Below are 25,077 nucleotides of genomic sequence, written 5' to 3' on the forward strand. Positions count from 1 at the left end.
CTCCCTCAGTGGCTGCCCGCGCTGCCAGCCGGTGCAGGAGCGGCCAGCGGCGACAGTACACTCGAGGCAGGTGCCGGCGATAGTGACGGTGCGGCCAGGGGCGACTTGAGCTGGATATCGCGCTTCTCCACCAGGATCATCACCGGTTTATCCCAGGTGCCGGTGATGTGGTAACGCCGGATCGCCGCATGATTCAGGCCCTTGCCGAGCAACCCCTGTACGGCAAATCCGGCCGCTGCGCCGATCGGACCACCCACCACCGCGCCGACGATGGGCAGGCTGTTGCCGACATGCGGGATCTCCAGCATCTGCTGGTCGTAGTCCTTTGCACGAAGGCCGGTGCGACCGGTGATGCGGATGTTCGCCGCCGGGCCATTGATCTCCATATTGCTGGTGGTGGCATTGCCATCGGCAAGCTTGAAGTCACCGGTAATCGAATCGAACGCAAACCCCTTGCCGAACACGTCGCCGAAATCCAGGCTGAGCCGGCGCGGCAATTCGCCCAGTGAGACGAGCCCAAGCAGCCGCCCGGCACCGGGCGATGCATCCGGGATGTGGCCGTCACTGACGTGGATGCTCAGCGTGCCGTTCATCGTGGCCAGCGACAGTGCGATGGGTGAACCGGGCCAGCTTGCGTCGAGCTCGTCCTGCGTTTTGCCACCTTGCACGAGCCCGTCGTAACCCAGGGCGCTCAGCATCGCACCAAGATCCTCGGCCGAAAAACTGATCTTCATCTGCGTATGGCTGTCGGTGGCGCTGCCGTTCCAGTCGCCGCTGGCATTGATCTGTACCTGGCTGGACAACGCGCGCAGTTGCTCGATGTGCTGGCCGCTGGCTGTCGGCCAGGTTTCCAGACGCGCCTCGCCAAGCTTCGCATCACCTACGCGCAGATCGCTCACCCACAGATGAAAGGGCGGCAGCGCAGCCGGATTGATGCCGGTATTGGCGGGATTGCCTGTGGGCGCACTCGCGGCAGACGGAGCCGCCGTGCCGACCGGCGCCGGCGAACTCTTCGGCCAGTACAGCCGCTGCAACCGCGCCGTGATGCCACGCTTGTTCATGTCCTGCGTCGGCACACTGAAATTGCCGGCGAGAGCGGCGCCATCCACGTCCACACTCAGCGTATCAACCTGTGGCGTGGCCTTGATCTTCATCACCCCCACCGATTGGCCGAACAATTGCGCCTGATCGGTACTGACATCGATGCTTTCCAGCCCCGGGCCGCTGCCACCGCTGCCGGCAGCGGCGCGTTGCACCCAGCCAGTGACATCCAGCTCGCTGGCATGGCCGCGAATGCGCAGGTCGTGCACCGGCAGCACATCCGGCATCTGACTGCCGAACGCGAGGGTGCCTGTCAGCGGAAGTTTCGAATCCGCGGCGGACAGACGGAAATGCGCGCGCATCACCTGCCCCAGTGCTACCTGCAGGTCGCTGCCGCTGACCGGCAGGCTCATCGTCAGATGCAGTGGCAGGCTGACCGGCGCCGGTTTGTGCAGCGGCGTCGGCAGGTCGAGCGCAATACCGCTGAGCGGTGAGTCGACACTCAGTGTTTGCGCCACCTCGCTCCGGCCGGGTATATGCGCAATCGCAAAGCCGATGTTGAAATCGCTGCGTCCATTCGCCAGCTGGCCCAGCCAGTTCAACGACGGATAGTCCTGTACCAGTTCGGCCACCTGGTAACTGCCCTGCAGTTGCGCCGACAGCACCGTGCTCGGATCGCTGTTGGCACCGGCAATCGCCAACTGCAGTTTGGACGGCTGACCGTGAAAACCCGCGTCCAGCGGACCGGCCTGCATGCCGTGCAAGTCGAAGTGCAACGGGCCGTTGAGCTTGTCCAGCTTGAGGTTCCAGTCCGCTGCGCTGAGGTCGGCATCCTTGAGTTGGGCAGTGCCGCTCAGCTGGGCGTCCTGGATCTTCTTCAGCGGCAGGCTGAGATGGAAGTCGAACGTGCCGTTGCCGCCCACGCTCAGCTTGGCCAGCGTGTCGGCCTGCTGGCTGGCGATCGGACTCTTGCGCACGAAGTTCATCAGGCTGGCGCCGCTGCCGCTGCCCTGCACATTGAGGTCGAGCAGTCCCTCGCCGAAATCCGGAATCAAGGCCACCGCCTTGTCTGCTTTCACGCCGAGCGACTGGCCGCCATCGACCTCGATCAGCATGCCGCTGTTGATGAAATTGGCCACCGCGTTCACGCCCTCGGCACGCGGCCACGCATCGCCGTAGTTGAACGTGAGGTCACGGATCTGCGCGCGCGCCTCGAAACGGCCTTCGTTGTGATGAAACGGCCAGTCCGCCATATCACCGCGCACCAGCACCTGCGCCTGGTCAATCTGGCCTGCCACCAGAGCCCGATCCAGCCACGCAACGGTCTGTGGCGGCATCACGCTGACCGGCCAGAACAACCTGGCCGCCGGCACATCGGCATGGTCCACCGAGGCATACAGGTTCAGGAACGGAGCGCCGCCCTGTGCCGGCAGAATCGCCTCGCCACGTGCCTGGCCGGCGTAGCCGGTACCGACGAAATCGAGCGCATCGGCACCGATGTGCCAGCCATCATCCTGCTGCCAGAATGCCAGCGTGCCGGCCAGCTTCGACAGCACGAACGGCTGGCGGAACAGATGGGCGAACTGCAACGTGGCAGGTTGATCCGGCAATTCCAGCGAGACAGCCTCGGCGTCACCGCGGAATTCGCCGTGCAGATCGTTCAGACCCGGCAGCTTGCCGACCGGGTCGATGCCCAGATCCTGAAAAGTCACATGCAGTCCACGCAGCCCACTGGCGCGATCCCACTGCAGTGCGACCTGGCTCAGGTCACCGTGCGGCTGTCCGCCGCCCAACCAGTGCGCAAGACCCGGCGGCAGATTCGGCGCCAGCGCCAGCCAGGGCAGCAGCGGGGCCAGTTGCAGCTCGCGCGCGGCAACGCCAACGCTCATCTGCGGACTGTCGGGACGATGCAGACTGAGTGCCAGCGCGCTGCCATCGTCACCGACCCAGCGTGCGTCGTAACCATCGCTTGTCTGGCGCAGCCCGGCCAGCCCGTGCAGAGTCGGCACGCTGGCCGTGGCGCCCGCCGGCGAAGACACCGCCAGTGCATCCAGATCGAAGCGGATCAGACTGTTGGTCAACCTGCCCTTGCGCCAGTCCAGCCATGCCGACAATCGGCCATGCCCCTGGTCGGCCGTATAGCCGTCCATATCGATACCGTCCAGCAGTGGCTTCAGCTCGACGTCCTCGGCGCCCAGCCAGACCTGTCCGCTACTGCCGTCTTCACGGAAACGTCCGGCCATGCGCAGTGCGGTGTTCACGCCGCCACGCTGAAGCCGGCCGCCGAAACGGATCTGGCTGCCCTGCCGGCTCAGCCGCAGTTGCGGGGCCAGCAGCGTGTAATGCTTGCCGCGGATGGTGTCAGTGACATCCACCCGCAGATCCTCCAGCCACAGATCCAGCGAAAGCCGGCCCGGTGAGAACGGCTGCTTGTTGGTACCGCCAGCGACGCCGATGCCGTTGACATGCCAACCGTTGGCATCACGCGCCAGGTCCAGTTGCATGCCTCGCACATGCAGGTTGAGCAGGTGTCGCGTCGGCAGCAGCCAGCCACCGAAATCCAGTTTCAGTTCGGATTCCGGCAGCTGCAGAACGCTGCCCTGCTCGCCCGGCGCCATGCCGACCGTTACGTTGTGCATGACGAACAGCGGACCGGACGGCGTCCAGCGTCCTTCCAGCGAGGCAAAGGTGACCGGGCGCTGTACACGCTGACTGAGTTGCGCGGCCACCCACGCCGGATGCCGCGCCAGCAACGGCAACAGCAACTGCGCCAAGGCCATCAGCACGGCCAGCAGGATCACCGTGACGCCGGCGACCCAGCCCAACGCACGGGCGCAAAAATGCGGCCATCGCAGCCACAGCATGTTCACGCGCAGCGATCCAGGCGGGATTTACAGCAAGACGACATCAAACTGTTCCTGCGAATAATGCTCTTCAGCCTGAAAGCGTATGCTTTTGGAGATGAACTCTTCCAGTTCGGCCACCGCGCCGGACTCTTCTTCAAGGATGCGGTTGACCACCAGCGGGTTGGCCATCACCAGCAACTGCTGGGCGTTGAACTGGCGCACCGCGCGGGTGATCTCGCGGAAGATTTCGTAGGTCACCGTTTCGGCGGTCTTCAGCACGCCACGGCCGTTGCAGGCCGGACACGGTTCGCACAGCTGCCGCGCCAGACTTTCGGTAGTGCGCTTGCGGGTCATCTCGACCAGTCCCAGTGCCGACATCGGGTAGACGGTGGTCTTGGCATGATCGCGTGCCAGCCCCTTGCCGAGCATGCGCAGTACCTGGCGCTTGTGCTCCTCATCGTTCATGTCGATGAAGTCGATGATGATGATGCCGCCCAGGTTGCGCAGCCGCAGCTGGCGTGCCGCCGCCTGCGCCGCCTCCAGGTTGGTGCGGTAGACCGTCTCCTCCAGATTGCGCGAACCGAGATAGGCGCCGGTGTTGACGTCGATCGTAGTCATCGCCTCGGTCTGGTCGACGATCAGGTAGCCACCGGATTTCAGCGGCACCTCCTTCTTCAGCGCGCGCTGCATCTCGTCCTCGACCCCGTACAGGTCGAAGATCGGCCGCTCGCCGTCATAATGTTCGATGCGGTCGTCCAGGCTCGGCATGAACTTGTGCACGAACTTGACCACCTTCTCGTAGGTCGCGTGTGAATCGATCCGCACCTTCTCGATGTCGTCGTTGAGCATGTCGCGCAGACTGCGCAGCGGCAGCGACAGTTCCTCGTAGACGCGCTCGCCTACCCTGGCCTTGGCGATGTTCTCCTGCACCACCCGCCACACCTTGGTGAGGTAGGCCACATCGAAGGCCAGCGATTCGGCACTCTGGCCCTCGGCATTGGTGCGCACGATATAGCCCAGGGGATTTTCACCGATCAACGGACCCAGCACGTCCTTCAGCCGCTGGCGCTCGGTCTCGTCCTCGATGCGCGCGGAGATACCCAGCGTGCGCGCATACGGCAGCAGCACCAGATAGCGCGATGGGATCGACAGATGCGCCGACAACCGCGCACCCTTGGTACTGATGGGATCCTTCACCACCTGCACCACGATCTCCTGACCCTCGTGCACCAGCTCGCTGATCGAAGGGATATGACCGTTGCCGTTACCGTTCGATTCCACGCCTTCGGCGGTGGCCGCCGGTACCGGGCGCACGATGTCCGAGGCATGCAGGAACGCCGCACGTTCCAGCCCGATCTCCACGAACACCGCCTGCATGCCGGGCATCACCCGCTGCACCCGGCCCTTGTACACATTGCCGACATAACCCCGCTTGGAGGCCCGCTCGACGTGAACCTCCTGCAACATGCCGTTTTCGACCACCCCGACCCGTGTCTCGCGTGGGGTCACGTTGATCAGTATTTCTTCGCTCACCACATACTCCCCCGGACAAGTCATCTTTATAGCGGCTGCAGCCACAGGCTGTCGATGAACCATGACGGCGAATCGGCATTCCCGTGCCTGATACCGCAAAATAAGCTGTCTGCACCCATGCTGTGCGCTGGCAACAGCATCCGCCGGCCATGCCGACTGCGATGGCCACCATCGGGCGAGCTATCGTGACTCAATCGAAAACCCGGGAGTTCAGGAATCATGACCACGCCGATACTGCTGGCCTGGAGCGGTGGCAAGGACTGCCTGCTGGCGCTGCAACGCCTGCTTGCCGACCCGCAATGGCAGGTGGTCGGCCTGCTCACCACGGTCAACCGCAACTACCAGCGCGTGGCGATGCACGGCGTGCAGCGCGAGGTGCTGCTGGCGCAGGCCGCCGCACTCGGCCAGCCACTGCTCGAAGTCATGCTGGACTGGCCCGGCAGCAACGAAGCCTACGAGCAGGCCCACTCGCAGGGGCTGGTCGAGGCACGCATGCGCTGGCCCGGCATCCGCCACTGCGCCTTCGGCGACCTGTTCCTGGAAGATGTACGCGACTACCGCGTGCGCCAGCTCGGCCGCGACAACTGGCGCGCGGTGTTTCCGCTATGGGGTGAGGACACCGCCGCGCTGTCGCGGCGCTTCGTCAGCGAAGGTCATCGCGCCATGCTGTGCTGCGTGGATACCCAGCAACTCGACGCAAGCTATTGCGGCCGCGATTACGATGCCGCCCTGCTTGATGCGCTGCCGGCCGGCGTCGATCCCTGCGGGGAACGCGGCGAATTCCACACTTTGAGTTACGGCGGCCCGCTGTTCCGCGAGCCGCTCAAGCTGCGCCGCGGTGAATCGGTCCTGCGCGACGGACGTTTCCAGTTCACCGATTTCATACTTGATAACAGCCGGCTCGATAACAGCCGGCCCGATGGCCATGCCAAAGTCGACTGAAAACCACATCCTGCCCGACGTGCTGCGGCCCGGATTGAAACTGGTGTTCTGCGGTACTGCGGCCGGCAAACGCTCGGCCGCGGAACGCGCCTACTACGCGCATCCCGGCAACCTGTTCTGGCGTGCGCTGTTCAAAGCCGGGCTGACGCCGCGCCAACTGGCACCGTCGGAATTTCCGCAACTGCTCGACTACGGCATCGGACTTACCGATCTGGCGAAACGTCACAGCGGCAACGATGACGAACTGCCGCGCGATGCCTTCGATGTGCCGGCCTTGATCGCCAAGATCGAACGCTACGCGCCGCGCTTGCTTGCGTTCACCAGCAAGAATGCAGCGCGTGCTGCACTGAGCCAAGCAGTCAGTTATGGCTTGCAGTTTGGAATCATCGGCAACACTCAGTTGTTCGTGCTGCCATCACCTTCCGGACAGGCGCGCGGCCACTGGGATCTGACGCCATGGAAAACACTTTCAGATCGCGTCAGCAAGCTTTGATCGTTTCGCGACTGTCCAAAAATGCACGGCCTCAAACGCGTGCTCAATCAACCGGCGTCTGCCGGTATTTGCTGACGTCACGCTCCAGCACCGCGGGTGCCTTGTTCGCCCACGAGCCGCGGATATAGCTGACCACCGCTGCAACCTCGCCATCACTCAGTTTCTGCGCGAATGGCGGCATCGAATATGGCCGTGGATTGGCCGCGGTCAGCGGCGCGAAGCCGCCCAGCAGGACCGCACGGGTCGCGTTGATACCGCTCGGTTCGGTGACTGAAGAATTGCCATTGAGCGGCGGGTAGATACCAGCGACACCGTTGCCATCCTTGCCGTGACAATCAGCGCAATGCTGCGTGTAGACCTTCTCACCCTGTTGCACGAGCGTTGTGGCGTTGAATGGTGATGGTTCCGCTGGTGCTGACGGTCGCGCCGGCAGCGAACCGAGATAGGTGGCCATCGCGCGCAGATCGTCGCCGCTCATATGCTGGGTGCTGCTCGTCACCACATCGGCCATCGGACCGAACGCAACGCCCTTCGACGACTGCCCGGTTTTCAGCAGATCGACGATGTCCTGTTCGCTCCAGCCCTGCAGGCCGCCGTTCTGCCGCGTGCTCAGATCCGGCGCGTACCAGTTCTGCTGCGGGATCTGGCCGCCGGTCAGATGCACGTCCTGCGGCGTGCCGCCCAGCGAGTCGCGCGCGGCATGGCATTCGTTGCAATGCCCGAGCCCCTGCACCAGATAAGCACCGCGATTCCACTGCGCCGACTGGTTCGGATCAGGCTTGAATACACCTTCCTTGAAGTACAACGCACGCCACGCCGCCAGGCTGTTGCGCACGCTATAGGGAAATTCCAGCGTCGGTGCGGTCGATGGCAGATGGACCGAGGGCAACGACTGCAGGTAGGCGAACATCGCCAACGCATCGTCATGCGTCACCTTGGTATACGAGGTATAGGAGAACGCCGGATACAGCAATTCGCCATGCCGTCCTTTGCCATCGTGCAAGGCCTGCCAGAAATCCTCGAAGCTCCAGTTGCCCAGACCGGTGTCGCGATCCGGTGTGATGTTGGGCACCGGGATATTGCCGAACGGCGTGGCCAGCGAGCGGCCGCCGGCAAACGCAGCGCCACCCTGCGCGGTATGGCAGCCCGCGCAATCGCCGACCGTGACCAGATATTCGCCGCGCGCGATCAAGGCAGGATCGTGCAGCGGGGCGGCAGTCACCTTGCTCATCGCCGGTGACGTCGGTTGATGACCACCGCCGAAAAACAGCCGGCCCAGCAGCAGCAAGAGCAGCACCGCGATCAACAACAGCAGTCGACGCAACCACTTCATGTGCCGTCTCCCGTTGCGCCCAATACACCGCACGGCAGCGGTGGCGTCACCGAGCCGGCGGCCTGTGCATGTGTGTCGTCCGGCAACTGGCGGCTGGCCAGCGCTGCCGCCACCGCGGTGATGTCCGAATCACCCAGCCGGTTGGCGATCACCGCCATGCAATCCGGCGCCACCGTGCCGCGGGTGTGCGTGCGCCACGAGCCCAGCTGCGCGCTGAGGTAGTCATACGGCAAACCGACCAGCCCTGGCGTGGACGGCTGCACGCCGGTCAACTGGCTGCCATGGCAACTGGCGCAGGCGGGAATCTTGCGCGCGGGATCACCCTTGCTGACCAGTTGCTCGCCGCGCTGCAGGGTTGCCGCGGAAACCGGCGGCAGCGGGGAACGGCTGTAGGGCACCTGCTGCGCTGCGAAGTATTCGGCGATCTCCTGCATGTACGCCGGGCTCAGCTGACGCACGGTGTATTCCATCGGTGCGTACTTGCGCAGGCCATTCTGGAAATCCTGCATCTGACGCGCCAGATAGGCCGCCGGCTTGCCGGCCAGACGCGGGAAATAACCGCTGCCAGGCGTCCCTTCGCCATGCACGCCATGGCAGGTGGTACAGGCGACGATCCGTTGCTGCAAGGTGTCGGAGATCTTCGGTGCGTCCGCGGCGTTGGCGGCTGTGGCAAACAGCATCGTTGCGGCCAGCAGCACAGCAGCACCGATGGGCATGGCGAAGCGCAGTCTGGCGTTCGTGTTCATCGCCGAAGTATAGGCGCGGCCGACCTGGGCGATTCATCTGTCATGCGGCTAAGCTGGGCCATCGCGACAACATGCCGCATTCGTCGAACCGGGGGATACCGTGAATCGCTCATCCGTCTGTCTCGCTGCGCTCGTCACCGTACTGCTTGCCACGCCGGCCATCGCCGCTGATGAAACACCGCCCGCCACCGCCTGGGCGTCGATCGCACAGCTGCAACAGCGCATGGATGTCGGCACGCTCGATAGTCGGCAGCTGACGCAGCAGTTCATCGAACGTATCCAGCTGATCGACCAGTCGGGACCCACGCTGCGTGCGGTGCTGGAGACGAATCCGGATGCATTGAAACTTGCCGGCGCGCTCGATGCGAAACACCGGAAGACACATGGTCCGTTGTACGGCATCCCGGTACTGCTGAAGGACAATATCGACACCGGCGACCGCATGCTCACCACCGCCGGCTCGCTCGCGCTCACCGATGCGCCGGCGCCACACGATGCCGCGCTGGTGGCGCGCCTGCGCAAGGCCGGGGCATTGATCCTAGGCAAGACCAACCTCAGCGAATGGGCGGACATGCGTTCCGATCACGCCAGCAGCGGCTGGAGCGGCGTCGGAGGCCAGACACACAATCCGTACGCGCTCGATCGCAACCCCTGCGGATCGAGTTCCGGCTCGGCGGCCGCGGTGGCGGCAGGACTCGTCACGGTGGCGATCGGTACCGAGACTGACGGCTCGATCATCTGCCCCGCTTCGATGAACGGCATCGTCGGGATCAAGCCCACGCTGGGGCTGGTCAGCCGTAGCGGCATCGTGCCGATCAGTCACAACCAGGACACCGCCGGTCCGCTGGCACGCAACGTGGCTGATGCCGCCGCGCTGCTGAGCGTGATCGCCGGCAGCGATTCGCGCGATCCCGCCACTGCTGAGGCGAACAAACATGCCACTGACTACACCCGCTCCCTCGATGCGAATGGTCTGAAGGGCAAGCGCATCGGCGTGGTGCGCCAGCTGGCCGGCGACGAACCGAATGCAGATCGCGTGCTCGAGCAGGCAATCGCCACGATGAAGGCGCAAGGCGCGATCATCGTCGACCCCGTCACGCTGCCGCATCTGAGCGAACTGAACACGCCGGAAAACACGGTACTGCAGTACGACCTCAAACACGACCTCGACGCCTACCTGGCCACGCGGACCGGACTGAAGGTGCATACGCTGGCCGACCTGATCGCGTTCAATCAGCGCGAGGCGGCGCGAGAGATGCCATGGTTCGGCCAGCAACTGTTCGAGCAGGCCCAGGCCAAGGGTCCACTTACCGACCAGGCCTATCTCGATGCACTCGCCAAGTCGAAACAGCTGGCCGGCCCGGAGGGCATCGACGCCGCCCTCGCGAAGGATCATCTCGACGCTCTGCTGGCGCCGTCGTGGGGTCCGGCCTTCGTCACCGATCTGGTTCTAGGCGACCATATCGTCAGCGGCGACCCGAACATCGGCGGTGCTTCGCAACCCGCCGCGGTCGCCGGTTATCCGTCGATCACCGTACCTGCCGGCTGGGCACATGGCCTGCCGGTCGGCATCGTGTTGTTCGGCGCAAAGTGGAGCGAGCCTATGCTGATCTCGATCGCCTACGGCTTCGAGCAGCACACCCATGCCTGGCAGCCACCGCGGTTTCTCGACACGGTGGATGGCAAGTCGCAACTCGCCGATAGTCCGTAACTGCCCCAACTCGGCCACATGGGTGACCGGCTGACCGCCCGGTTTAGCCCCGTCGGCAGGACAGACTGTGGAAGTCGTTGGCGTAAATGGCGCCATGCGTCGTCGCGACCGCTACCTTCCCTCGACTCACGGACTATGCGTATGGATAACCACATGAAGCGATTCGTCTGCCATCTGCTTATCGGCGTGGCCGCCATCACCGCATTGTCCGCCCGTGCCGAAGAACCGAGCTGGCGCCAACCGCAGAAGCCATTCCAGGTCTATGGCAACACGTACTACGTCGGCACCCAGGGTCTCAGCGCGATCCTGATCACCTCGCCACGGGGAAATATCCTGATCGACGGCACCTTGCAAGGTAATGCGCCGCTGATCGAAGCCAATATCCGTGCCCTCGGATTCCGAGTCGAGGATGTTCGCGTGATCCTGAACTCGCATGCGCATTCCGATCATGCCGGCGCCATCGCCGAACTGGCCGGTGCCAGCGGCGCGCAGGTGCAGGCCAGCGCGGCGGGTGCACGCGCCCTGATGGCTGGCGGCAACGATCCGGAAGATCCGCAATTCGGCGAAGCACTGCGCTATCCACCCGTCGCGCACGTCGGTGTGGTACCCGATGGCGGCACGGTACGCGTGGGCAATATCGAACTGACGGCGCACTACACGCCAGGACACACTCCCGGCAGCACTTCGTGGACATGGCGTTCGTGCGAACACGGGCGCTGCCTGCGCATGGTCTACGCCGACAGCCTCTCCTCTATCAGCGCGGATGGTTTCCGTTTCAGCGACGACGCTGCGCATACGCATCGCGTGGAGGATTTCCGTCACTCCCTGGCGATGGTTGCCGCGCTGCCCTGCGACATCCTGATGGTTCCGCATCCCGACGCCATCGGCTTCATGGACAAGGTGGCAGCACGCGATCGGGGGCAGCAGCCGAACCCGCTGATCGACTCGCATGCCTGCCGGGCTTATGCCGCCGCGGCAGGTCTCAAGCTCGAAGCGCGCCTTGCCAGGGAGCAGCAGGATCACACCGCGCATTAGGCACGCGGCGAACCTGCCTTAACACCATACGCCGTCAGGCCATCCCGCCGGACTTGCGCACGATCAGCATCGCCAGTTCCAGCGACTGCTCGTAGTTGAGGCGTGGATCGACCATCGACTTGTACGCACGATCGAGATCCGTCTCGGACAGATCGCGCGCGCCGCCCATGCACTCGGTGACGTCTTCGCCGGTCAGCTCCAGGTGCACACCACCCAGACGGGTGCCAGCCGCAGCGTGGATGTCGAACGCCTGCTCCAACTCGCCGCGGATGTTGTCGAAGCGGCGGGTCTTGTAGCCGTTCGAGGTGCTCTCGGTGTTGCCGTGCATCGGATCGGCCACCCACAGCACGCGGCGCCCCTCGCGTTTTACCGCATCAAGCAATGGCGGCAGTGCGCTGGCGATCTTGGCGTTGCCCATGCGATGGATCAGGGTCAACCGCCCCGGTTCGTCGTGCGGATTCAGCGCATCGATCAGCGGCAGCAGCTGCGCCGGCGTCACCGAGGGACCCACCTTCACCGCAACCGGATTGCGGATGCCGCGGAAATATTCCACGTGCGCGCCGTCCAGCGCCGCCGTGCGCATGCCGATCCACGGGAAATGCGTGGACAGGTTGAAGAAGCCGGGATGGCGTGGCACCTGCCGCGTCAGCGCCTGCTCGTAGTGCAGCAGCAACGCCTCATGTGAGGTGAAGAAATCCACCTTGGAGAACCCGGCGATCGGCCCGGCCAGCGTTTCCATGAAGCGCAGCGAATCGCCGATACCGGCCACCATCTGGCGATACTCGGCGGCCAGCGGTGAATGCTCGACCCAGGCCAGGTCCCAGTATTCCGGGTGATGCAGATCGGCGAAGCCACCGTCGATCAGCGCGCGCACGAAGTTCATGGTCAGCGCTGAATGCGCATGCGCCTGGATCAACCGCTGCGGATCGGGACGGCGGGCCGCTGCGGTGAACTCGGGGCCGTTGACCACGTCACCCCGAAAGCTGGGCAAGGTCTGCCCGTCGCGGGTCTCGGTATCGGTCGAGCGTGGCTTCGCATACTGGCCGGCGAACCGGCCCACGCGCAGCACCGGCTTCTTCAGCCCGTGCACCAGCACCAGGCTCATCTGCAGCAGCACTTTCAGCCGGTTGGAAATGATCGGGCTGGTGCAATCGGCGAAGCTCTCCGCGCAATCGCCACCCTGCAGCAGGAAGCGCTGGCCCTCTTGTGCCTCGGCCAGCGACTGCTTCAGCGCCAGCACTTCCCAGGAGGTCACCAGCGGCGGCAGCTGGGCGAGCTGGGCACCGGCGGCGGCCAGCTCGGCCGCATCGTCATACTGCGGCTGCTGCAAGGCCTCGTGCTGCTGCCAGGAATCGGGAGCCCACTGACTGGGAACGATGGCGTTGGTGGACAAACCGGCATTCATGGGTACGGCCTTGATCACGGTGGAAGCATTCATTTCTGGGGGACCCTGGGCCGCGTGGCCACGATCGCCAGCACGGCCAGCACGATGAACCAGAGCAGGGTCCAGGCCGGCATCGGCAAGCCGAGGATCGGCTCAAGCTTGGCGCATTCGCCGGAGCCGGTGAATACCAGCTGCAACACCTTGGCGAAGGGAAACGCGCTGAACAGGTAATCCAGTGGTGGGCCGCAGGAGGGAACCTGGTCGGCCGGCAACGACTGGATCCACAGATGACGGCCAGCCACGGCGATGCCGAAGATCGCCCCCAGCAGCGCGCCACCGGTATATACCCAGCGCCCACCGCCGCGTGGCGCATGCAAGGCGCCGAGCAGGAAGAACAAGGCCATCACGAGAAAGCCCACGCGCTGGAAGATGCACAGCGGGCACGGGAACATGCCCCAGTGATATTCGGCGAACAGCGCGAAGCCAAGCAGACCGGCACAGATCAGGAAACCGGCGAAGAAACTGACGCGATACGACCAGCGGAATGGATTCATGGCACTTTGCTGCGTTGCGGAACAATGACATTACCTGTTCGTTGCCGCGCTGTCAGCAGGGCAGCGGCATTCCGTGGGAAATTTGCAGTCCGTCACGCGCACAAAGCAAAAACCCGGCAGGTTGCCCGGCCGGGTTCTTGTGTATGGACGTCTGAACACCTGTCCGTACGGGTTTCCCCGAACGGCTTATTCGGCGTCGACTGCCTCGACCTGCGGGCGACCGACCAGCTCGACATACGCCATCGGCGCGTTGTCGCCAGGACGGAAGCCGCACTTGAGGATGCGCAGGTAGCCACCGGGACGCTCGCTGTAACGCGGCCCCAGTTCGACGAACAGCTTGCCGACCGCTTCCTTGTCGCGCAGGCGCGAGAAGGCCAGGCGGCGATTGGCGACGCCGTCGGTCTTGGCGAGCGTGATCAGCGGCTCGGCCACACGACGAAGTTCCTTCGCCTTGGGCAGGGTGGTACGGATCAGCTCATGCTTGATCAGCGAGGACGCCATGTTCTTGAACATGGCTTCGCGGTGCGAGCTGGTGCGGTTGAGTTTGCGTCCGGATTTTTGGTGGCGCATGGCAAAGGTCTCTGATGTCTGTTGTTATGAAAAACCGGCGCTTGTGTCCGGCTTCCCGCGGTTACCCGCTATGAGGAGCCTTTTTAGAACAGGCTCTTATTTGAAGTGCAGCCATGGATGGCCGCCTATGGCGGTTGGCAAAGCGGATAAACGCATACTCGCCAAACCGAAATGACACAGCGATCAAGGAGGATCGCAAAAAACACAATCGCGGCCATGGATGGCCGCTTCTGGGGCCTGGCGAGAGAGCTAGGCTCAAACTCGCCAGTCCACCGGTACTACTGCGATCGCGGACGATCGCGAAAAACGATCAACCCAGCTGCATGCCGTGCGAAAGGCCCGGCGGCGGCCAGTTCTCAAGCTTCATGCCGAGTGCGAGACCACGCCCGCCCAGCACGTCCTTGATTTCGGTCAGCGACTTCTTGCCCAGGTTCGGCGTCTTCAGCAGCTCGACTTCGGTCTTCTGTACCAGATCGCCGATGTAGTAGATGCTCTCGGCCTTCAGGCAGTTGGCCGAACGCACGGTGAGCTCGAGATCGTCGATCGGACGCAGCAGCAGCGGATCGAAACCGCTCTTCTCTGCCTTGTCGGTAGCGCTCTCGCGACGCGAGAAATCACCGAACACGGACAGTTGGTCGTTGATGATCTCGGCGGCCTTGCGAACCGCGTCTTCCGCACCGATCGTGCCGTTGGTCTCGATGTCCAGCACCAGCTTGTCGAGGTTGGTGCGCTGCTCGACACGGGCGGCGTCCACTTCGTAAGCCACGCGCAGCACCGGTGCAAACGACGCATCCAGCTGCAGACGACCGATCGGACGTGCCTCATCATCCGGATGCTGGCGCGTGCTGGCCGGCTGGTAGCCGACGCCGCGACGCACCTTCAGACGCATGTTGAGCGCGATGTCCTTGGTCAGGTGGCAGATCACGTGCTCGGGGTTGATGATTTCCACCGAGTGGTCGACGACGATGTCGCCGGCCGTGACCACGCCCTTGCCCTTCTTGGACAAGGTCAGGGTGACTTCATCACCCGTATGCTGACGGATCGCCACGTCCTTGAGGTTGAGCAGGACTTCGATGACGTCCTCCTGCAGACCTTCCAGGGTGGTGTATTCGTGCAGCACGCCATCGATTTCAACCTCGACGATGGCACTGCCAGGGATCGAGGAGAGCAGTACGCGACGCAGCGCGTTGCCCAGGGTGTGACCGAAGCCACGCTCGAGCGGCTCGACCACCACCTTGGCGCGGTTGGCTCCGAGCTGTTCGACGCTGAGGCCTCGGGGCCGCAGCACACTAGTTGACGAAACTGCCATGCAGAACTCCGGTGATTACTTCGAGTAAAGCTCGACGATCAATGCTTCATTGATGTCGGACGGCAGGTCACCGCGATCCGGCACCGACTTGAAAGTGCCTTCGAACTTCTTGGCGTCGACTTCGACCCAGATCGGACGCAGATCCATGGTGTCGAAAATGGTCGCCGCTTCCTGTACGCGCAGCTGGGCACGCGCCTTCTCGGTCAACGCAATCGCGTCGCCGGCACGGACCTGGTACGAAGGAATGTTCACCTTCTTGCCATTCACCAGGATCGCCTTGTGGGCAACCAGCTGACGGGCCTGGGCGCGGGTGACCGCAAAGCCCATGCGATAGACGACGTTGTCCAGACGGCTCTCGAGCAGGCGCAGCAGGTTCTCGCCGGTGTTGCCCTTGAGGGTCGACGCCTTGGCGTAGTAGTTGCTGAACTGACGCTCGAGCACACCGTAGATGCGCTTGACCTTCTGCTTCTCACGCAGCTGCACGGCGTAGTCGGACATGCGCATGCGCTTGTTCGCGCCATGCTGGCCGGGCTTGTTTTCCAGTTTGCACTTGGAGTCCAGCGCACGCGCCGGGCTCTTCAGGCTGAGATCTGCACCCTCACGACGGGCGAGTTTGCAGGTAGCTCCACGATAACGGGCCATGGGTATGCTCCTTAGACTCGACGCTTCTTGGGGGGACGGCAGCCGTTGTGCGGAATCGGCGTGACATCGATGATGTTGAGCACCTTGTAGCCCAACGCGTTCAGTGAACGCACCGCCGACTCGCGCCCCGGGCCTGGGCCCTTGATGCGCACTTCGACAGTCTTCACGCCGTAGTCGCCGGCAGCACGGCCAGCCTTTTCGGCGGCCACCTGCGCAGCGAACGGGGTCGACTTGCGCGAGCCACGAAAACCGGCGCCGCCGGCAGTAGCCCACGACAAGGCATTGCCCTGGCGATCGGTGATGGTGACGATGGTGTTGTTGAAGGAGGCCTGCACGTGCGCCACGGCATCCGTGACAACGCGCTTGATCTTCTTCTTGGTCTTGACCGGCTTAGCCATATTCGGAATCCGTTACTTCTTGATCGCGCGACGGGGACCCTTGCGGGTACGTGCGTTGGTACGCGTGCGCTGGCCGCGCACCGGCAGGCCGCGACGATGGCGCAGGCCACGGTAGCAACCCAGATCCATCAGACGCTTGATGGCCATACCCACCTCACGACGCAGATCGCCTTCGACGGTGTACTTGGCGATTTCGTGGCGGATCTTCTCCACCTCGCCTTCACTGAGGGACTTGATCTGGGTGGTGGGAACCACGCCAGCATCCACGCAGACCTTCTTGGCTCGGCTGCGGCCGATACCGAAAATGCTCTGCAGACCAACCCAGACATGCTTCTGGACCGGCAAATTGACACCCGCGATGCGCGCCATGATGTACTTTCTCCGATGCTTTTCGTGCGCGGTAAACGCGCAATTCTAACCTGAATTACCCTGACTGGAAAGCCCTGCGACACCGCGGTGTCGCCACTTCCCCACTATGACCGATCCGTTGACAGCCTCAGCTGCGACGCAGATTGGCCTTCTTGAGCAGACTCTCGTACTGGTGACTGACCAGATGCGCCTGCACCTGAGCCGTGAAATCCATCACCACCACCACCACGATCAGCAGCGACGTGCCACCGAAATAGAACGGTACATGCCAGGCCTGCTGCATGAACGATGGCACCAGACACACCAGTACCAGATACAACGCGCCGACACCGGTCAGGCGGGTCATCACCGAATCGATGTAACCAGCCGTGGCCTTGCCCGGACGAATGCCCGGAATCAGCGCACCCGACCGCTTGAGGTTGTCGGCCGTCTCGTCGGCGTTGAACACGATCGCCGTGTAGAAAAACGCAAAACCGATCACCAGCACCGAAAACACAATGTCATACAGCGGATTGCCCGGACTCAGCGACTGCGTCAGATCCTGCAACCAGCGCGACTGCTGACCAGTGCTGAACCAGCTGATCGCCGTGGCCGGAAACATCAGCAGACTCGAAGCGAAGATCGGCGGGATCACGCCAGCCATGTTGATCTTCAACGGCAGGCTCGAGCTCTGGTTCATGTAGGCCTTCTGCCCACCCGAACGCCGTGCGTAGTTCACCGTGATGCGCCGCTGGGCACGCTCCATGAACACCACGAAGGCAGTCACGGTCAGCACCAGGCCGAACACCATCAGCAGCTTGATCAACGACAGCTCACCGTTGTTGGCCATGCCCAGCGTATGCACTACCGCAGCGGGCAGACCGGCAACGATACCGGCGAAGATCAGCAGCGAGATGCCGTTGCCGATGCCGCGTTCGGTCATCTGCTCACCCAGCCACATCAGGAACATCGTACCGGCGGTCAATCCGACCACCGATGACATGATGAAACCGAAGCCTGGCGTGTAGACCACCGGCGCACCGCCTGCCGCGACCTGATTCTGCAACGCCACCGCAATGCCGAACGACTGAAACGCTGCCAGACCTACCGTGGCGTAACGCGTATACATCGTCATCTTGCGCTTGCCGGCCTCGCCTTCCTTGCGCAGCCCCTGCAATCCGGGAAGGACCGAGCCCATCATCTGGAACACGATCGACGCCGAAATGTAGGGCACCACGCCGAGTGCGAACACCGAGAAGCGAGCCAGCGCACCACCCGAGAACATGTTGAACATGTCCATCAGGCCGTTGCCGTTGACCAGATTGGTCATCGCTTCCGGATTCACGCCCGGAACCGGGATGAACGAGCCAAGCCGGAACACCATCAACGCACCGATCACGAAGAAGATGCGCTGACGAAGCTCGGTCAGCTTGCCGAGTTTGCCGAGTGCATTGCCCTTGGCTGCTGCCACCTGATTACTCCACGCTGCCGCCGGCCGCCTCGATGGCTGCCTTGGCGCCGGCGGTAGCCAGCAGACCCGACAACTTCACCGCGCGACCGATTTCACCCTTCAGAACCACCTTGACCTTCTTCGCGCGGCTGCTGATCAGGCCAGCCTGATGCAGCGCGACGACGTCGATCACGTCGGTCTTGAGGTTGGCCAGCTGGTACAGGAACACTTCCTGGCTCTCGGCCTTCTTCAGCGAACGGAAGCCGACCTTCGGCAACCGGCGCTGCAGCGGCATCTGGCCGCCCTCGAAACCGTACTTGTGGGTACCACCGGCGCGGGCATGCTGACCCTTGTGTCCGCGACCAGCGGTCTTGCCCATACCCGAACCGATACCGCGACCGACGCGCAGGCGCGTCTTGTGCGAACCGGCGTTCGGCTGAATGTCATTAAGACGCATGATGCTTACTCCTCGACCCGGACCAGGTAATAGACCGTGTTGATCAGGCCACGCACCTGCGGGCTGTCCTTCAGTTCACGGACGTCGTTGATCTTGCCCAGACCCAGCGCTTTCACGCTCAGGCGGTGACGAGCCTGCACGCCGCGCAGGCCCTTGACCAGGCGCACGCGCACGGTCTTGTCGGCGGTTTGTTGAGACTTAGCCATTGCCGAGCACCTCATCCAGGGTCTTGCCACGCTTGGCGGCGATCTTCTTGGGCGAGGCAACCGCCTGCAGACCCTTGATGGTGGCGCGCACCAGGTTGATCGGGTTGCGCGAACCGACGGCCTTGGCCAGCACGTTCTTCACGCCGACCACTTCCAGCACAGCGCGCATGGCGCCACCAGCGATCACGCCGGTACCTTCCGAAGCAGGCTGCATGTACACGCGGGCTGCACCATGGTTCGCCTTGATGGCGTACCACAGGGTGCCGTTGTTCAGCTCGATGTTCACCATCTGGCGGCGGGCACGCTCCATCGCCTTCGAGATGGCAACCGGCACTTCGCGTGCCTTGCCATAGCCGAAGCCGACCTTGCCCTCGCCATCACCGACCACGGTCAGTGCGGTGAAGCTCATCTGGCGGCCACCCTTGACGGTCTTGGCCACGCGGTTGACGGCGATAAGCTTCTCGAGCAAGCCGTCCGAATTTTCGCGATCGTTAGAAGACATGTTCTTTTCCATGTGCCCGACAAAGTCGGGACTTTACTTGCGGCTGAGCCGCTTGGAGTTGTAGGTGGAGCAACGGGAATCAAGACATGCCTGATTCCCAGGTAGTGCTTTTAGAACTTGAGACCCGCTTCGCGTGCGGCATCGGCCAGGGCCTTGATGCGGCCGTGGAAGCGGAAGCCGGAGCGATCAAACGCCACCGACTCGATACCCGCTGCCATGGCGCGCTCGGCGACAGCCTTGCCCACTGCGGCAGCAGCGGTCAGATTCTTGGTGCCCTTGAGGCCTTCGGCAACCGACTTCTGCACGGTGGAAGCAGCAGCCACCACGTTCAGGCCGGAAGCGTCGAACACCTGCGCATAGATGTGCTGACCGGTACGGTGCACCGACAGGCGGGCCACGGCCAGCTTGCGGATATGGCAACGCGTGGACTTGGCGCGACGCAGGCGATTTTCGTTCTTGTTCATCGTGATATCTCCAGAAAGCGGATCGGCGGGTAGTTTGGGGCTCTTTTGAAGAGTCTGGCCATGGATGGCCAGTCTTTCGCGGAGGGACCCGCATTACGCCTTCTTGGCTTCCTTCAGCGTGATCTTCTCACCGGCATAGCGCACACCCTTGCCCTTGTAGGGCTCCGGCGGACGGAAGCCGCGAATCTTGGCCGCCACCTGACCCACAACCTGCTTGTCGGTGCCCTTGATCAGGACCTCGGTCTGCGTCGGGGTTTCGATGCTGATGCCTTCCGGCGCCTCGAACACCACCGGGTGCGAGAAGCCCAGGCTCAGGTTCAGCGACTTGCCCTGCATGGCGACGCGGTAACCCACGCCGACCAGCTCAAGCTTGCGCTCGTAACCGGTGGAAACGCCGGTGACCATGTTGGCCAGCAGCGCGCGAGCGGTACCGCCGAACTTGTCGTCGGTGCCTTCGGCGAGACTGATGGTGGCAACACCATTGTCCACAGCGACAGTGACGCCCGGCAGGTGATGCACGGACAAGGTGCCCTTCGGGCCCTTCACGGAGATCGCGTCGGCGGCGACGGTCAGCTCCACGCCCTTCGGCAGGGAAATCGGTTTCTTGGCTACACGTGACATTGAATGACTCCTTATGCCACTTGGCCGATGACTTCGCCGCCCAGACCCTTGGCACGGGCCTGCGCATCGGTCAACAGACCAGCGGAAGTCGAGATGATCGAGATACCCAGGCCGCCGAGGACCTTCGGCAGTTCGTCCTTGCCGCGATACACACGCAGGCCGGAACGGCTGACACGGGAAATGGTCTCGATGGCCGGCTGGCCCTCGAAATACTTGAGCTTGAGCTCGAGTACCGGCTTGCCTTCCTCGGTGGAAGTCTTGGCGTCGAGGATGTAGCCCTCGTTCTTGAGAAGATTGGCGATGGCCAACTTCAGTTTCGACGACGGCATACGCACGGTCGGCTTGCCCATCGACTGGGCATTGCGGACGCGCGTGAACAGATCGGCGATGGGATCAGTCATGCTCATGAAAACATCCTTCAGAGTGCACCGATATCCGATAAAACCGGAAATCAATCAGATTGTGAGCCGACAAAACGTCGGCCTGCCTTACGCAGACCGCCGACTATATCAGCCTTTTCAGGTTTTAGCGAATTTCGATGCGATAGTCACATCAGCGGCTGCGTAAACGTGCAGCCGGGTGAACCGATTGCGAAGCCTCGACTTCGCGAACCGGTCCGTGTCGGGTATTACCAGCTGGCCTTGCGCAGACCAGGCACGTCGCCGCGCATGGTCGCTTCACGCAGCTTGTTGCGGCCGAGGCCGAACTTGGCGTAAACCGCACGCGGCCGACCGGTCAAGGCGCAGCGGGTGCGCTGACGCGACGGGCTGGCGTCACGCGGCAGCTTCTGCAGCTTGGACTGAGCTTCCATCTTCTCCTCGTAGGAGGCCTTGGGGCTCAGCACGATCGCCTTCAGGCCGGCGCGCTTGGCGGCGAACTTCTGGACGAGCTTGGTCCGCTTGATATCGCGGTTCACCATTGATGTCTTGGCCATGGATTACGCGCCTATCAGTTGCGGAACGGGAAGCTGAATGCAGTCAACAAGGCCTTCGCCTCGTCATCGGTCTTGGCGGTGGTGGTGATGGAGATATCCATGCCACGCAGCGCGTCAACCTGATCGAAATCGATCTCAGGGAAGATGATCTGTTCCTTGATACCGAAGTTGTAGTTGCCGCGGCCATCAAAGGCACGCGCCGATACACCACGGAAATCGCGGACGCGCGGCAACGAGATGTTGATCAGGCGATCCAGGAATTCCCACATCTGTGCACGGCGCAAGGTGACCTTGCAGCCGATCGGCCAGCCATCACGGATCTTGAACGAGGCCACGGAAACGCGCGCCTTGGTCGTGATCGGCTTCTGGCCGGAGATCTTGGCCATGTCGGCCACGGCGTTCTCGAGCACTTTCTTGTTGCCCGCAGCTTCGCCCACGCCCATGTTCAGCGTGATCTTGGTGATGCGGGGAACCTGCATCACGTTCTGGTAGCCGAACTGCTCGGTGAGCTTGGCCACTACCTGGTCTTTATAAAAATTTTCAAGGCGCGTCATGATCGTGTTCCTTACGCGTCCACGACCTCGCCAGTCGAACGGAACACGCGGACCTTGCGCCCATCTTCGAGCGTTTTGGTGCCGACGCGTTCACCCTTGTTCGTGGCGGGGTTGAACAGCTGCACATTGGAGAGATGGATCGAGGCCTCACGCTCGACGATACCGCCAGCCTGGTTGGCCTGCGGATTCGGCTTGGTGTGGCGCTTGACCAGATTCACGTTGGAGACGAATACACGATCGTCTGCAACACGCAGCACATCGCCGCGCTGACCCTTGTTTTTGCCGGTGATCACGAGGACCTGATCACCTTTGCGGATACGGTTCATGTCTTGACTCCGCTCAGAGCACTTCGGGAGCAAGCGAGACGATCTTCATGAACTTCTCGCTGCGCAGCTCGCGGGTAACCGGTCCGAAAATACGGGTGCCGATCGGCTCGAGCTTGTTATTGAGGAGCACCGCTGCATTGCCGTCGAAACGGATCAGCGAGCCATCGGGACGGCGCACACCCTTGGCGGTACGAACCACCACGGCGTTGTACACCTCACCCTTCTTTACCTTGCCGCGGGGAATCGCATCCTTCACGGTGACCTTGATCACGTCACCGATCGCGGCGTAACGGCGCTTGGAGCCGCCGAGCACCTTGATGCACATCAGTTCCTTCGCGCCGCTGTTGTCCGCTGCGGAAAGCGTGCTTTGCATCTGGATCATGGCTGCACCCTCCCTTAGACGTTGGCGCGCGTGATGATTTCAACCACGCGGTGATGTTTGGTCTTGGACAACGGACGGCACTCGGCGATACGCACGAGGTCACCCTCGTTTGCACCGAGGTCGTCCTGCGCATGCAGCTTGGTCGAACGGCGGATGATCTTGCCGAGCAGCCAATGCTGTACCTGACGCTCGACCAGCACGGTGACCGTCTTGTCCATCTTGTTGCTGGTAACGCGACCTTCGAGGGTACGCGTCTGCTTCTTTTCTGCTTGAATCTGGTTGTCGCTCATGTCGGCCGTCCCTTACTTCTTGCCGCCGAGCACGAACTTCGTGCGGGCGATGTCACGCCGAACGCGGCGGAGCTGGTGCGGCTGAGTGAGCTGGCCGGAGCCTTTCTGCATGCGCAGATTGAACTGCTCCTTGCGCAGATCCAGCAGGTGCTGGTTCAGCTCTTCGGCCGACTGGTTATTGATATCTTTGGTGGCCATCACATCACCGCCCGGGTAACAAACTGGGTCTGCACAGACAGCTTCGCTGCCGCCAGACGGAACGCCTCGCGTGCCGTCAACTCGTCGACGCCCTCGATTTCATAGAGCATGCGGCCAGGCTGGATCGGGGCGACCCAGAACTCGACGCTACCCTTGCCGGCGCCCATTCGCACTTCGATCGGCTTCTTGGTGATCGGCTTGTCCGGGAACACGCGGATCCACAGCTTGCCACCACGCTTCACGAAACGGGTGATGCAACGACGGGCGGCTTCGATCTGACGCGCGGTGAGCGCACCGTGGGTCGTTGCCTTCAGGCCGTACTCGCCAAAGCTGACAAGATTGGAGCACTGTGCCAGACCGTCGTTACGGCCCTTGAACTGCTTGCGGTATTTGGTTCGCTTGGGTTGCAACATGGCAACTCTCCTTACTTCGCAGACCGCTCGCGACGGCCGTCACCGGCCTCGCGACGCGAATCGTTACGACGACCTTCGCCACCTTCGCGGCGCGGCTGCGATGACGGCTCTTCCTTCGACTCCTGGGATGCTGCCGCCAGATCGAAGACTTCGCCCTTGTAGACCCACACCTTGATGCCGATGATGCCGTAGGTGGTCTTCGCCTCGGCAGTACCGTAGTCGATGTCGGCGCGCAGCGTATGCAGCGGCACGCGGCCTTCGCGGCTCCACTCGGAACGGGCGATCTCGGCACCGTTCAGACGACCGGACACGTTGATCTTGATGCCCAGCGCGCCCAGGCGCATCGCATTGCCGACCGAGCGCTTCATCGCGCGGCGGAACATGATGCGACGCTCGAGCTGCTGCGCGATCGACTCGGCCACCAGCTGGGCGTCCAGCTCGGGCTTGCGCACTTCATTGACATTGATGTGCGTCGGGACGCCCATCATGTCGCTGACTTCCTTGCGCAGCTTCTCGATATCCTCGCCCTTCTTGCCGATCACCACGCCCGGACGGGCGGTGTGGATCGTCACGCGTGCGGTCTTGGCCGGACGCTCGATCTGGATCTTCGAGATGCCGGCGGCCGCCAGCTTCTTCTTGAGCATGTCGCGGACCTTGATGTCGGCCACGAGATACTTGGCGTAATCGCCCTTGTTGGCGAACCACTTCGAGTTCCAGTCCTTGGCAATGCCGAGGCGGATACCGGTGGGATGAACTTTATGACCCATCGTCTATATCCTCGGTCAGTTACCAACAACCACAGTGATGTGGCTGGTGCGCTTGAGAATGCGCGAACCGCGGCCTTTGGCGCGGGCGTGCATGCGTTTCATCGCCGGACCTTCATCAACGAAGATGCTGGCCACTTTCAGCTCGTCGACATCGGCGCCGAGATTGTTCTCGGCGTTGGCGACGGCCGACAGCAGCACCTTGCGAACAAGGACCGCAGCCTTCTTGTTGGTATAGGTGAGCACGTCGCTGGCCCGGCCCACGGGAAGCCCGCGGACCAGATCAGCCACCAGGCGTGCCTTTTGCGCCGAGATGCGGGCGCCACGCAGGATCGCTTTGGCTTCAGTGCTCATCACTTGCCCTTCTTGTCGCCGACATGGCCCTTGAACGTACGGGTCACCGCGAACTCGCCGAGCTTGTGCCCGACCATGTTCTCGTTGATCAGTACGGGTACGTGCTGACGGCCGTTGTGAATAGCGATGGTCAAGCCAACCATTTCCGGCAGGATCATCGAGCGGCGCGACCAGGTCTTGATCGGGCGCTTGTTGTTGGCGGAAACCGCAGCTTCCACCTTCTTTACGAGGTGAAGGTCGACGAACGGACCTTTCTTCAGAGAGCGAGGCATGTCGG

The 25,077-nt window shown here is 62.8% G+C and carries 32 protein-coding genes; 4 read left to right on the forward strand and 28 right to left on the reverse strand.

Translation table 11 applies throughout. The annotated features are described in order from the left end of the window. Nucleotides 1–5: 5 nt before the first annotated feature. A complete protein-coding gene (locus B0E51_RS12225; RefSeq protein ID WP_168172636.1) occupies nucleotides 6–3,905 on the reverse strand; it encodes a YhdP family protein in 3,900 nt (1,299 codons plus the stop codon). 27 nt (nucleotides 3,906–3,932) lie between these two features. After that, nucleotides 3,933–5,420, reverse strand: coding sequence for a ribonuclease G (gene rng / locus B0E51_RS12230; protein ID WP_077445271.1), 1,488 nt, complete (start codon nucleotides 5,418–5,420; stop codon nucleotides 3,933–3,935). Between the two features lie 219 nt (nucleotides 5,421–5,639). Between rng and B0E51_RS12235 the strand changes: the two genes are divergently transcribed. After that, a complete protein-coding gene (locus tag B0E51_RS12235) occupies nucleotides 5,640–6,362 on the forward strand; it encodes an ATP-binding protein (protein ID WP_077445182.1) in 723 nt (240 codons plus the stop codon). Then, nucleotides 6,346–6,855, forward strand: a complete 510-nt coding sequence (locus tag B0E51_RS12240) for a mismatch-specific DNA-glycosylase (RefSeq protein WP_174570658.1) — start codon at nucleotides 6,346–6,348, stop codon at nucleotides 6,853–6,855. Before B0E51_RS12235 ends, B0E51_RS12240 begins: the two co-directional genes overlap by 17 nt. A gap of 43 nt (nucleotides 6,856–6,898) precedes the next feature. Here the strand turns inward: B0E51_RS12240 and B0E51_RS12245 are convergent, their stop codons facing one another. Together B0E51_RS12245 and B0E51_RS12250 are read right to left on the reverse strand one after the other, a co-directional pair. Next, entirely contained in the window at nucleotides 6,899–8,188 is a 1,290-nt protein-coding gene (locus B0E51_RS12245; RefSeq protein WP_077445184.1) for a cytochrome c, read from the reverse strand. After that, complete coding sequence (locus B0E51_RS12250; protein ID WP_254424512.1) at nucleotides 8,185–8,904, reverse strand: c-type cytochrome; 720 nt, start codon at nucleotides 8,902–8,904, stop codon at nucleotides 8,185–8,187. Before B0E51_RS12250 ends, B0E51_RS12245 begins: the two co-directional genes overlap by 4 nt. A gap of 130 nt (nucleotides 8,905–9,034) precedes the next feature. Here B0E51_RS12250 and B0E51_RS12255 point away from each other — a divergent pair, with 130 nt between their 5' ends. Further along, the gene (locus tag B0E51_RS12255) at nucleotides 9,035–10,645 is read left to right on the forward strand and encodes an amidase (RefSeq protein ID WP_077445186.1); all 1,611 of its coding nucleotides are present in this window, start codon (nucleotides 9,035–9,037) and stop codon (nucleotides 10,643–10,645) included. Between the two features lie 153 nt (nucleotides 10,646–10,798). Continuing rightward, on the forward strand, nucleotides 10,799–11,680 hold the full coding sequence (bla, locus tag B0E51_RS12260) for a subclass B3 metallo-beta-lactamase (protein WP_077445187.1): 882 nt from the start codon (nucleotides 10,799–10,801) through the stop codon (nucleotides 11,678–11,680). Between the two features lie 34 nt (nucleotides 11,681–11,714). Here bla and B0E51_RS12265 read toward each other — a convergent pair whose 3' ends face one another. The 24 genes from B0E51_RS12265 to rpsS form a co-directional block, all read right to left on the reverse strand. Beyond that, a complete protein-coding gene (locus B0E51_RS12265; RefSeq protein ID WP_077445272.1) occupies nucleotides 11,715–13,085 on the reverse strand; it encodes a 3-deoxy-7-phosphoheptulonate synthase class II in 1,371 nt (456 codons plus the stop codon). A 29-nt stretch (nucleotides 13,086–13,114) separates the two neighbouring features. Beyond that, nucleotides 13,115–13,618 (reverse strand): disulfide bond formation protein B, encoded by a 504-nt coding sequence (locus tag B0E51_RS12270; RefSeq protein ID WP_077445188.1) that lies wholly within the window; start codon nucleotides 13,616–13,618, stop codon nucleotides 13,115–13,117. Between the two features lie 186 nt (nucleotides 13,619–13,804). Continuing rightward, entirely contained in the window at nucleotides 13,805–14,188 is a 384-nt protein-coding gene (rplQ, locus tag B0E51_RS12275; protein WP_077442351.1) for a 50S ribosomal protein L17, read from the reverse strand. Between the two features lie 310 nt (nucleotides 14,189–14,498). Beyond that, nucleotides 14,499–15,497, reverse strand: coding sequence for a DNA-directed RNA polymerase subunit alpha (gene rpoA, locus B0E51_RS12280; RefSeq protein ID WP_056714883.1), 999 nt, complete (start codon nucleotides 15,495–15,497; stop codon nucleotides 14,499–14,501). Nucleotides 15,498–15,512: 15 nt separating this feature from the next. Next, nucleotides 15,513–16,139, reverse strand: coding sequence for a 30S ribosomal protein S4 (gene rpsD / locus B0E51_RS12285; RefSeq protein WP_077445189.1), 627 nt, complete (start codon nucleotides 16,137–16,139; stop codon nucleotides 15,513–15,515). Nucleotides 16,140–16,150: 11 nt separating this feature from the next. Next, nucleotides 16,151–16,537, reverse strand: coding sequence for a 30S ribosomal protein S11 (rpsK, locus tag B0E51_RS12290; protein ID WP_007513384.1), 387 nt, complete (start codon nucleotides 16,535–16,537; stop codon nucleotides 16,151–16,153). Nucleotides 16,538–16,549: 12 nt separating this feature from the next. Then, a complete protein-coding gene (gene rpsM, locus B0E51_RS12295) occupies nucleotides 16,550–16,906 on the reverse strand; it encodes a 30S ribosomal protein S13 (protein WP_077445190.1) in 357 nt (118 codons plus the stop codon). Between the two features lie 127 nt (nucleotides 16,907–17,033). After that, nucleotides 17,034–18,356, reverse strand: coding sequence for a preprotein translocase subunit SecY (secY, locus tag B0E51_RS12300; protein WP_077445191.1), 1,323 nt, complete (start codon nucleotides 18,354–18,356; stop codon nucleotides 17,034–17,036). Nucleotides 18,357–18,360: 4 nt separating this feature from the next. After that, nucleotides 18,361–18,792 (reverse strand): 50S ribosomal protein L15, encoded by a 432-nt coding sequence (gene rplO, locus B0E51_RS12305; RefSeq protein ID WP_077445192.1) that lies wholly within the window; start codon nucleotides 18,790–18,792, stop codon nucleotides 18,361–18,363. A 5-nt stretch (nucleotides 18,793–18,797) separates the two neighbouring features. Next, the gene (gene rpmD, locus B0E51_RS12310; protein WP_068095376.1) at nucleotides 18,798–18,998 is read right to left on the reverse strand and encodes a 50S ribosomal protein L30; all 201 of its coding nucleotides are present in this window, start codon (nucleotides 18,996–18,998) and stop codon (nucleotides 18,798–18,800) included. Then, a complete protein-coding gene (gene rpsE / locus B0E51_RS12315) occupies nucleotides 18,991–19,500 on the reverse strand; it encodes a 30S ribosomal protein S5 (protein WP_077442651.1) in 510 nt (169 codons plus the stop codon). The genes rpmD and rpsE overlap by 8 nt, the downstream gene beginning before the upstream one ends. Before the next feature lie 110 nt (nucleotides 19,501–19,610). Further along, the gene (gene rplR / locus B0E51_RS12320; protein WP_174570662.1) at nucleotides 19,611–19,970 is read right to left on the reverse strand and encodes a 50S ribosomal protein L18; all 360 of its coding nucleotides are present in this window, start codon (nucleotides 19,968–19,970) and stop codon (nucleotides 19,611–19,613) included. Nucleotides 19,971–20,057: 87 nt separating this feature from the next. Then, entirely contained in the window at nucleotides 20,058–20,585 is a 528-nt protein-coding gene (gene rplF, locus B0E51_RS12325; RefSeq protein ID WP_077445194.1) for a 50S ribosomal protein L6, read from the reverse strand. Between the two features lie 11 nt (nucleotides 20,586–20,596). Continuing rightward, nucleotides 20,597–20,992: a 30S ribosomal protein S8 gene (rpsH, locus tag B0E51_RS12330; RefSeq protein ID WP_077445195.1), complete on the reverse strand. Its 396-nt coding sequence runs from the start codon at nucleotides 20,990–20,992 to the stop codon at nucleotides 20,597–20,599. 221 nt (nucleotides 20,993–21,213) lie between these two features. Beyond that, a complete protein-coding gene (gene rpsN / locus B0E51_RS12335; protein ID WP_077445196.1) occupies nucleotides 21,214–21,519 on the reverse strand; it encodes a 30S ribosomal protein S14 in 306 nt (101 codons plus the stop codon). A 14-nt stretch (nucleotides 21,520–21,533) separates the two neighbouring features. Beyond that, nucleotides 21,534–22,076, reverse strand: a complete 543-nt coding sequence (gene rplE, locus B0E51_RS12340; protein WP_174570664.1) for a 50S ribosomal protein L5 — start codon at nucleotides 22,074–22,076, stop codon at nucleotides 21,534–21,536. An 8-nt stretch (nucleotides 22,077–22,084) separates the two neighbouring features. Further along, nucleotides 22,085–22,399, reverse strand: a complete 315-nt coding sequence (gene rplX / locus B0E51_RS12345) for a 50S ribosomal protein L24 (RefSeq protein ID WP_056386827.1) — start codon at nucleotides 22,397–22,399, stop codon at nucleotides 22,085–22,087. 13 nt (nucleotides 22,400–22,412) lie between these two features. Next, nucleotides 22,413–22,781 carry a 50S ribosomal protein L14 gene (gene rplN, locus B0E51_RS12350; RefSeq protein ID WP_007513359.1) on the reverse strand — a complete coding sequence of 123 codons (369 nt, stop codon included), beginning with the start codon at nucleotides 22,779–22,781 and terminating at the stop codon, nucleotides 22,413–22,415. 14 nt (nucleotides 22,782–22,795) lie between these two features. After that, nucleotides 22,796–23,071, reverse strand: coding sequence for a 30S ribosomal protein S17 (gene rpsQ, locus B0E51_RS12355; RefSeq protein WP_077445198.1), 276 nt, complete (start codon nucleotides 23,069–23,071; stop codon nucleotides 22,796–22,798). 12 nt (nucleotides 23,072–23,083) lie between these two features. Then, entirely contained in the window at nucleotides 23,084–23,269 is a 186-nt protein-coding gene (rpmC, locus tag B0E51_RS12360; protein ID WP_077445199.1) for a 50S ribosomal protein L29, read from the reverse strand. Beyond that, a complete protein-coding gene (gene rplP, locus B0E51_RS12365; protein WP_056386829.1) occupies nucleotides 23,269–23,682 on the reverse strand; it encodes a 50S ribosomal protein L16 in 414 nt (137 codons plus the stop codon). The genes rpmC and rplP overlap by 1 nt, the downstream gene beginning before the upstream one ends. Before the next feature lie 11 nt (nucleotides 23,683–23,693). Then, nucleotides 23,694–24,449: a 30S ribosomal protein S3 gene (gene rpsC / locus B0E51_RS12370; protein ID WP_077445200.1), complete on the reverse strand. Its 756-nt coding sequence runs from the start codon at nucleotides 24,447–24,449 to the stop codon at nucleotides 23,694–23,696. A 15-nt stretch (nucleotides 24,450–24,464) separates the two neighbouring features. Beyond that, a complete protein-coding gene (gene rplV / locus B0E51_RS12375) occupies nucleotides 24,465–24,800 on the reverse strand; it encodes a 50S ribosomal protein L22 (protein WP_077445201.1) in 336 nt (111 codons plus the stop codon). Then, a complete protein-coding gene (gene rpsS / locus B0E51_RS12380; protein WP_007082178.1) occupies nucleotides 24,800–25,072 on the reverse strand; it encodes a 30S ribosomal protein S19 in 273 nt (90 codons plus the stop codon). Before rpsS ends, rplV begins: the two co-directional genes overlap by 1 nt. Nucleotides 25,073–25,077 lie beyond the last annotated feature (5 nt).

It is taken from the genome of Rhodanobacter sp. C05 (assembly GCF_002001165.1).
Lineage (GTDB): Bacteria > Pseudomonadota > Gammaproteobacteria > Xanthomonadales > Rhodanobacteraceae > Rhodanobacter.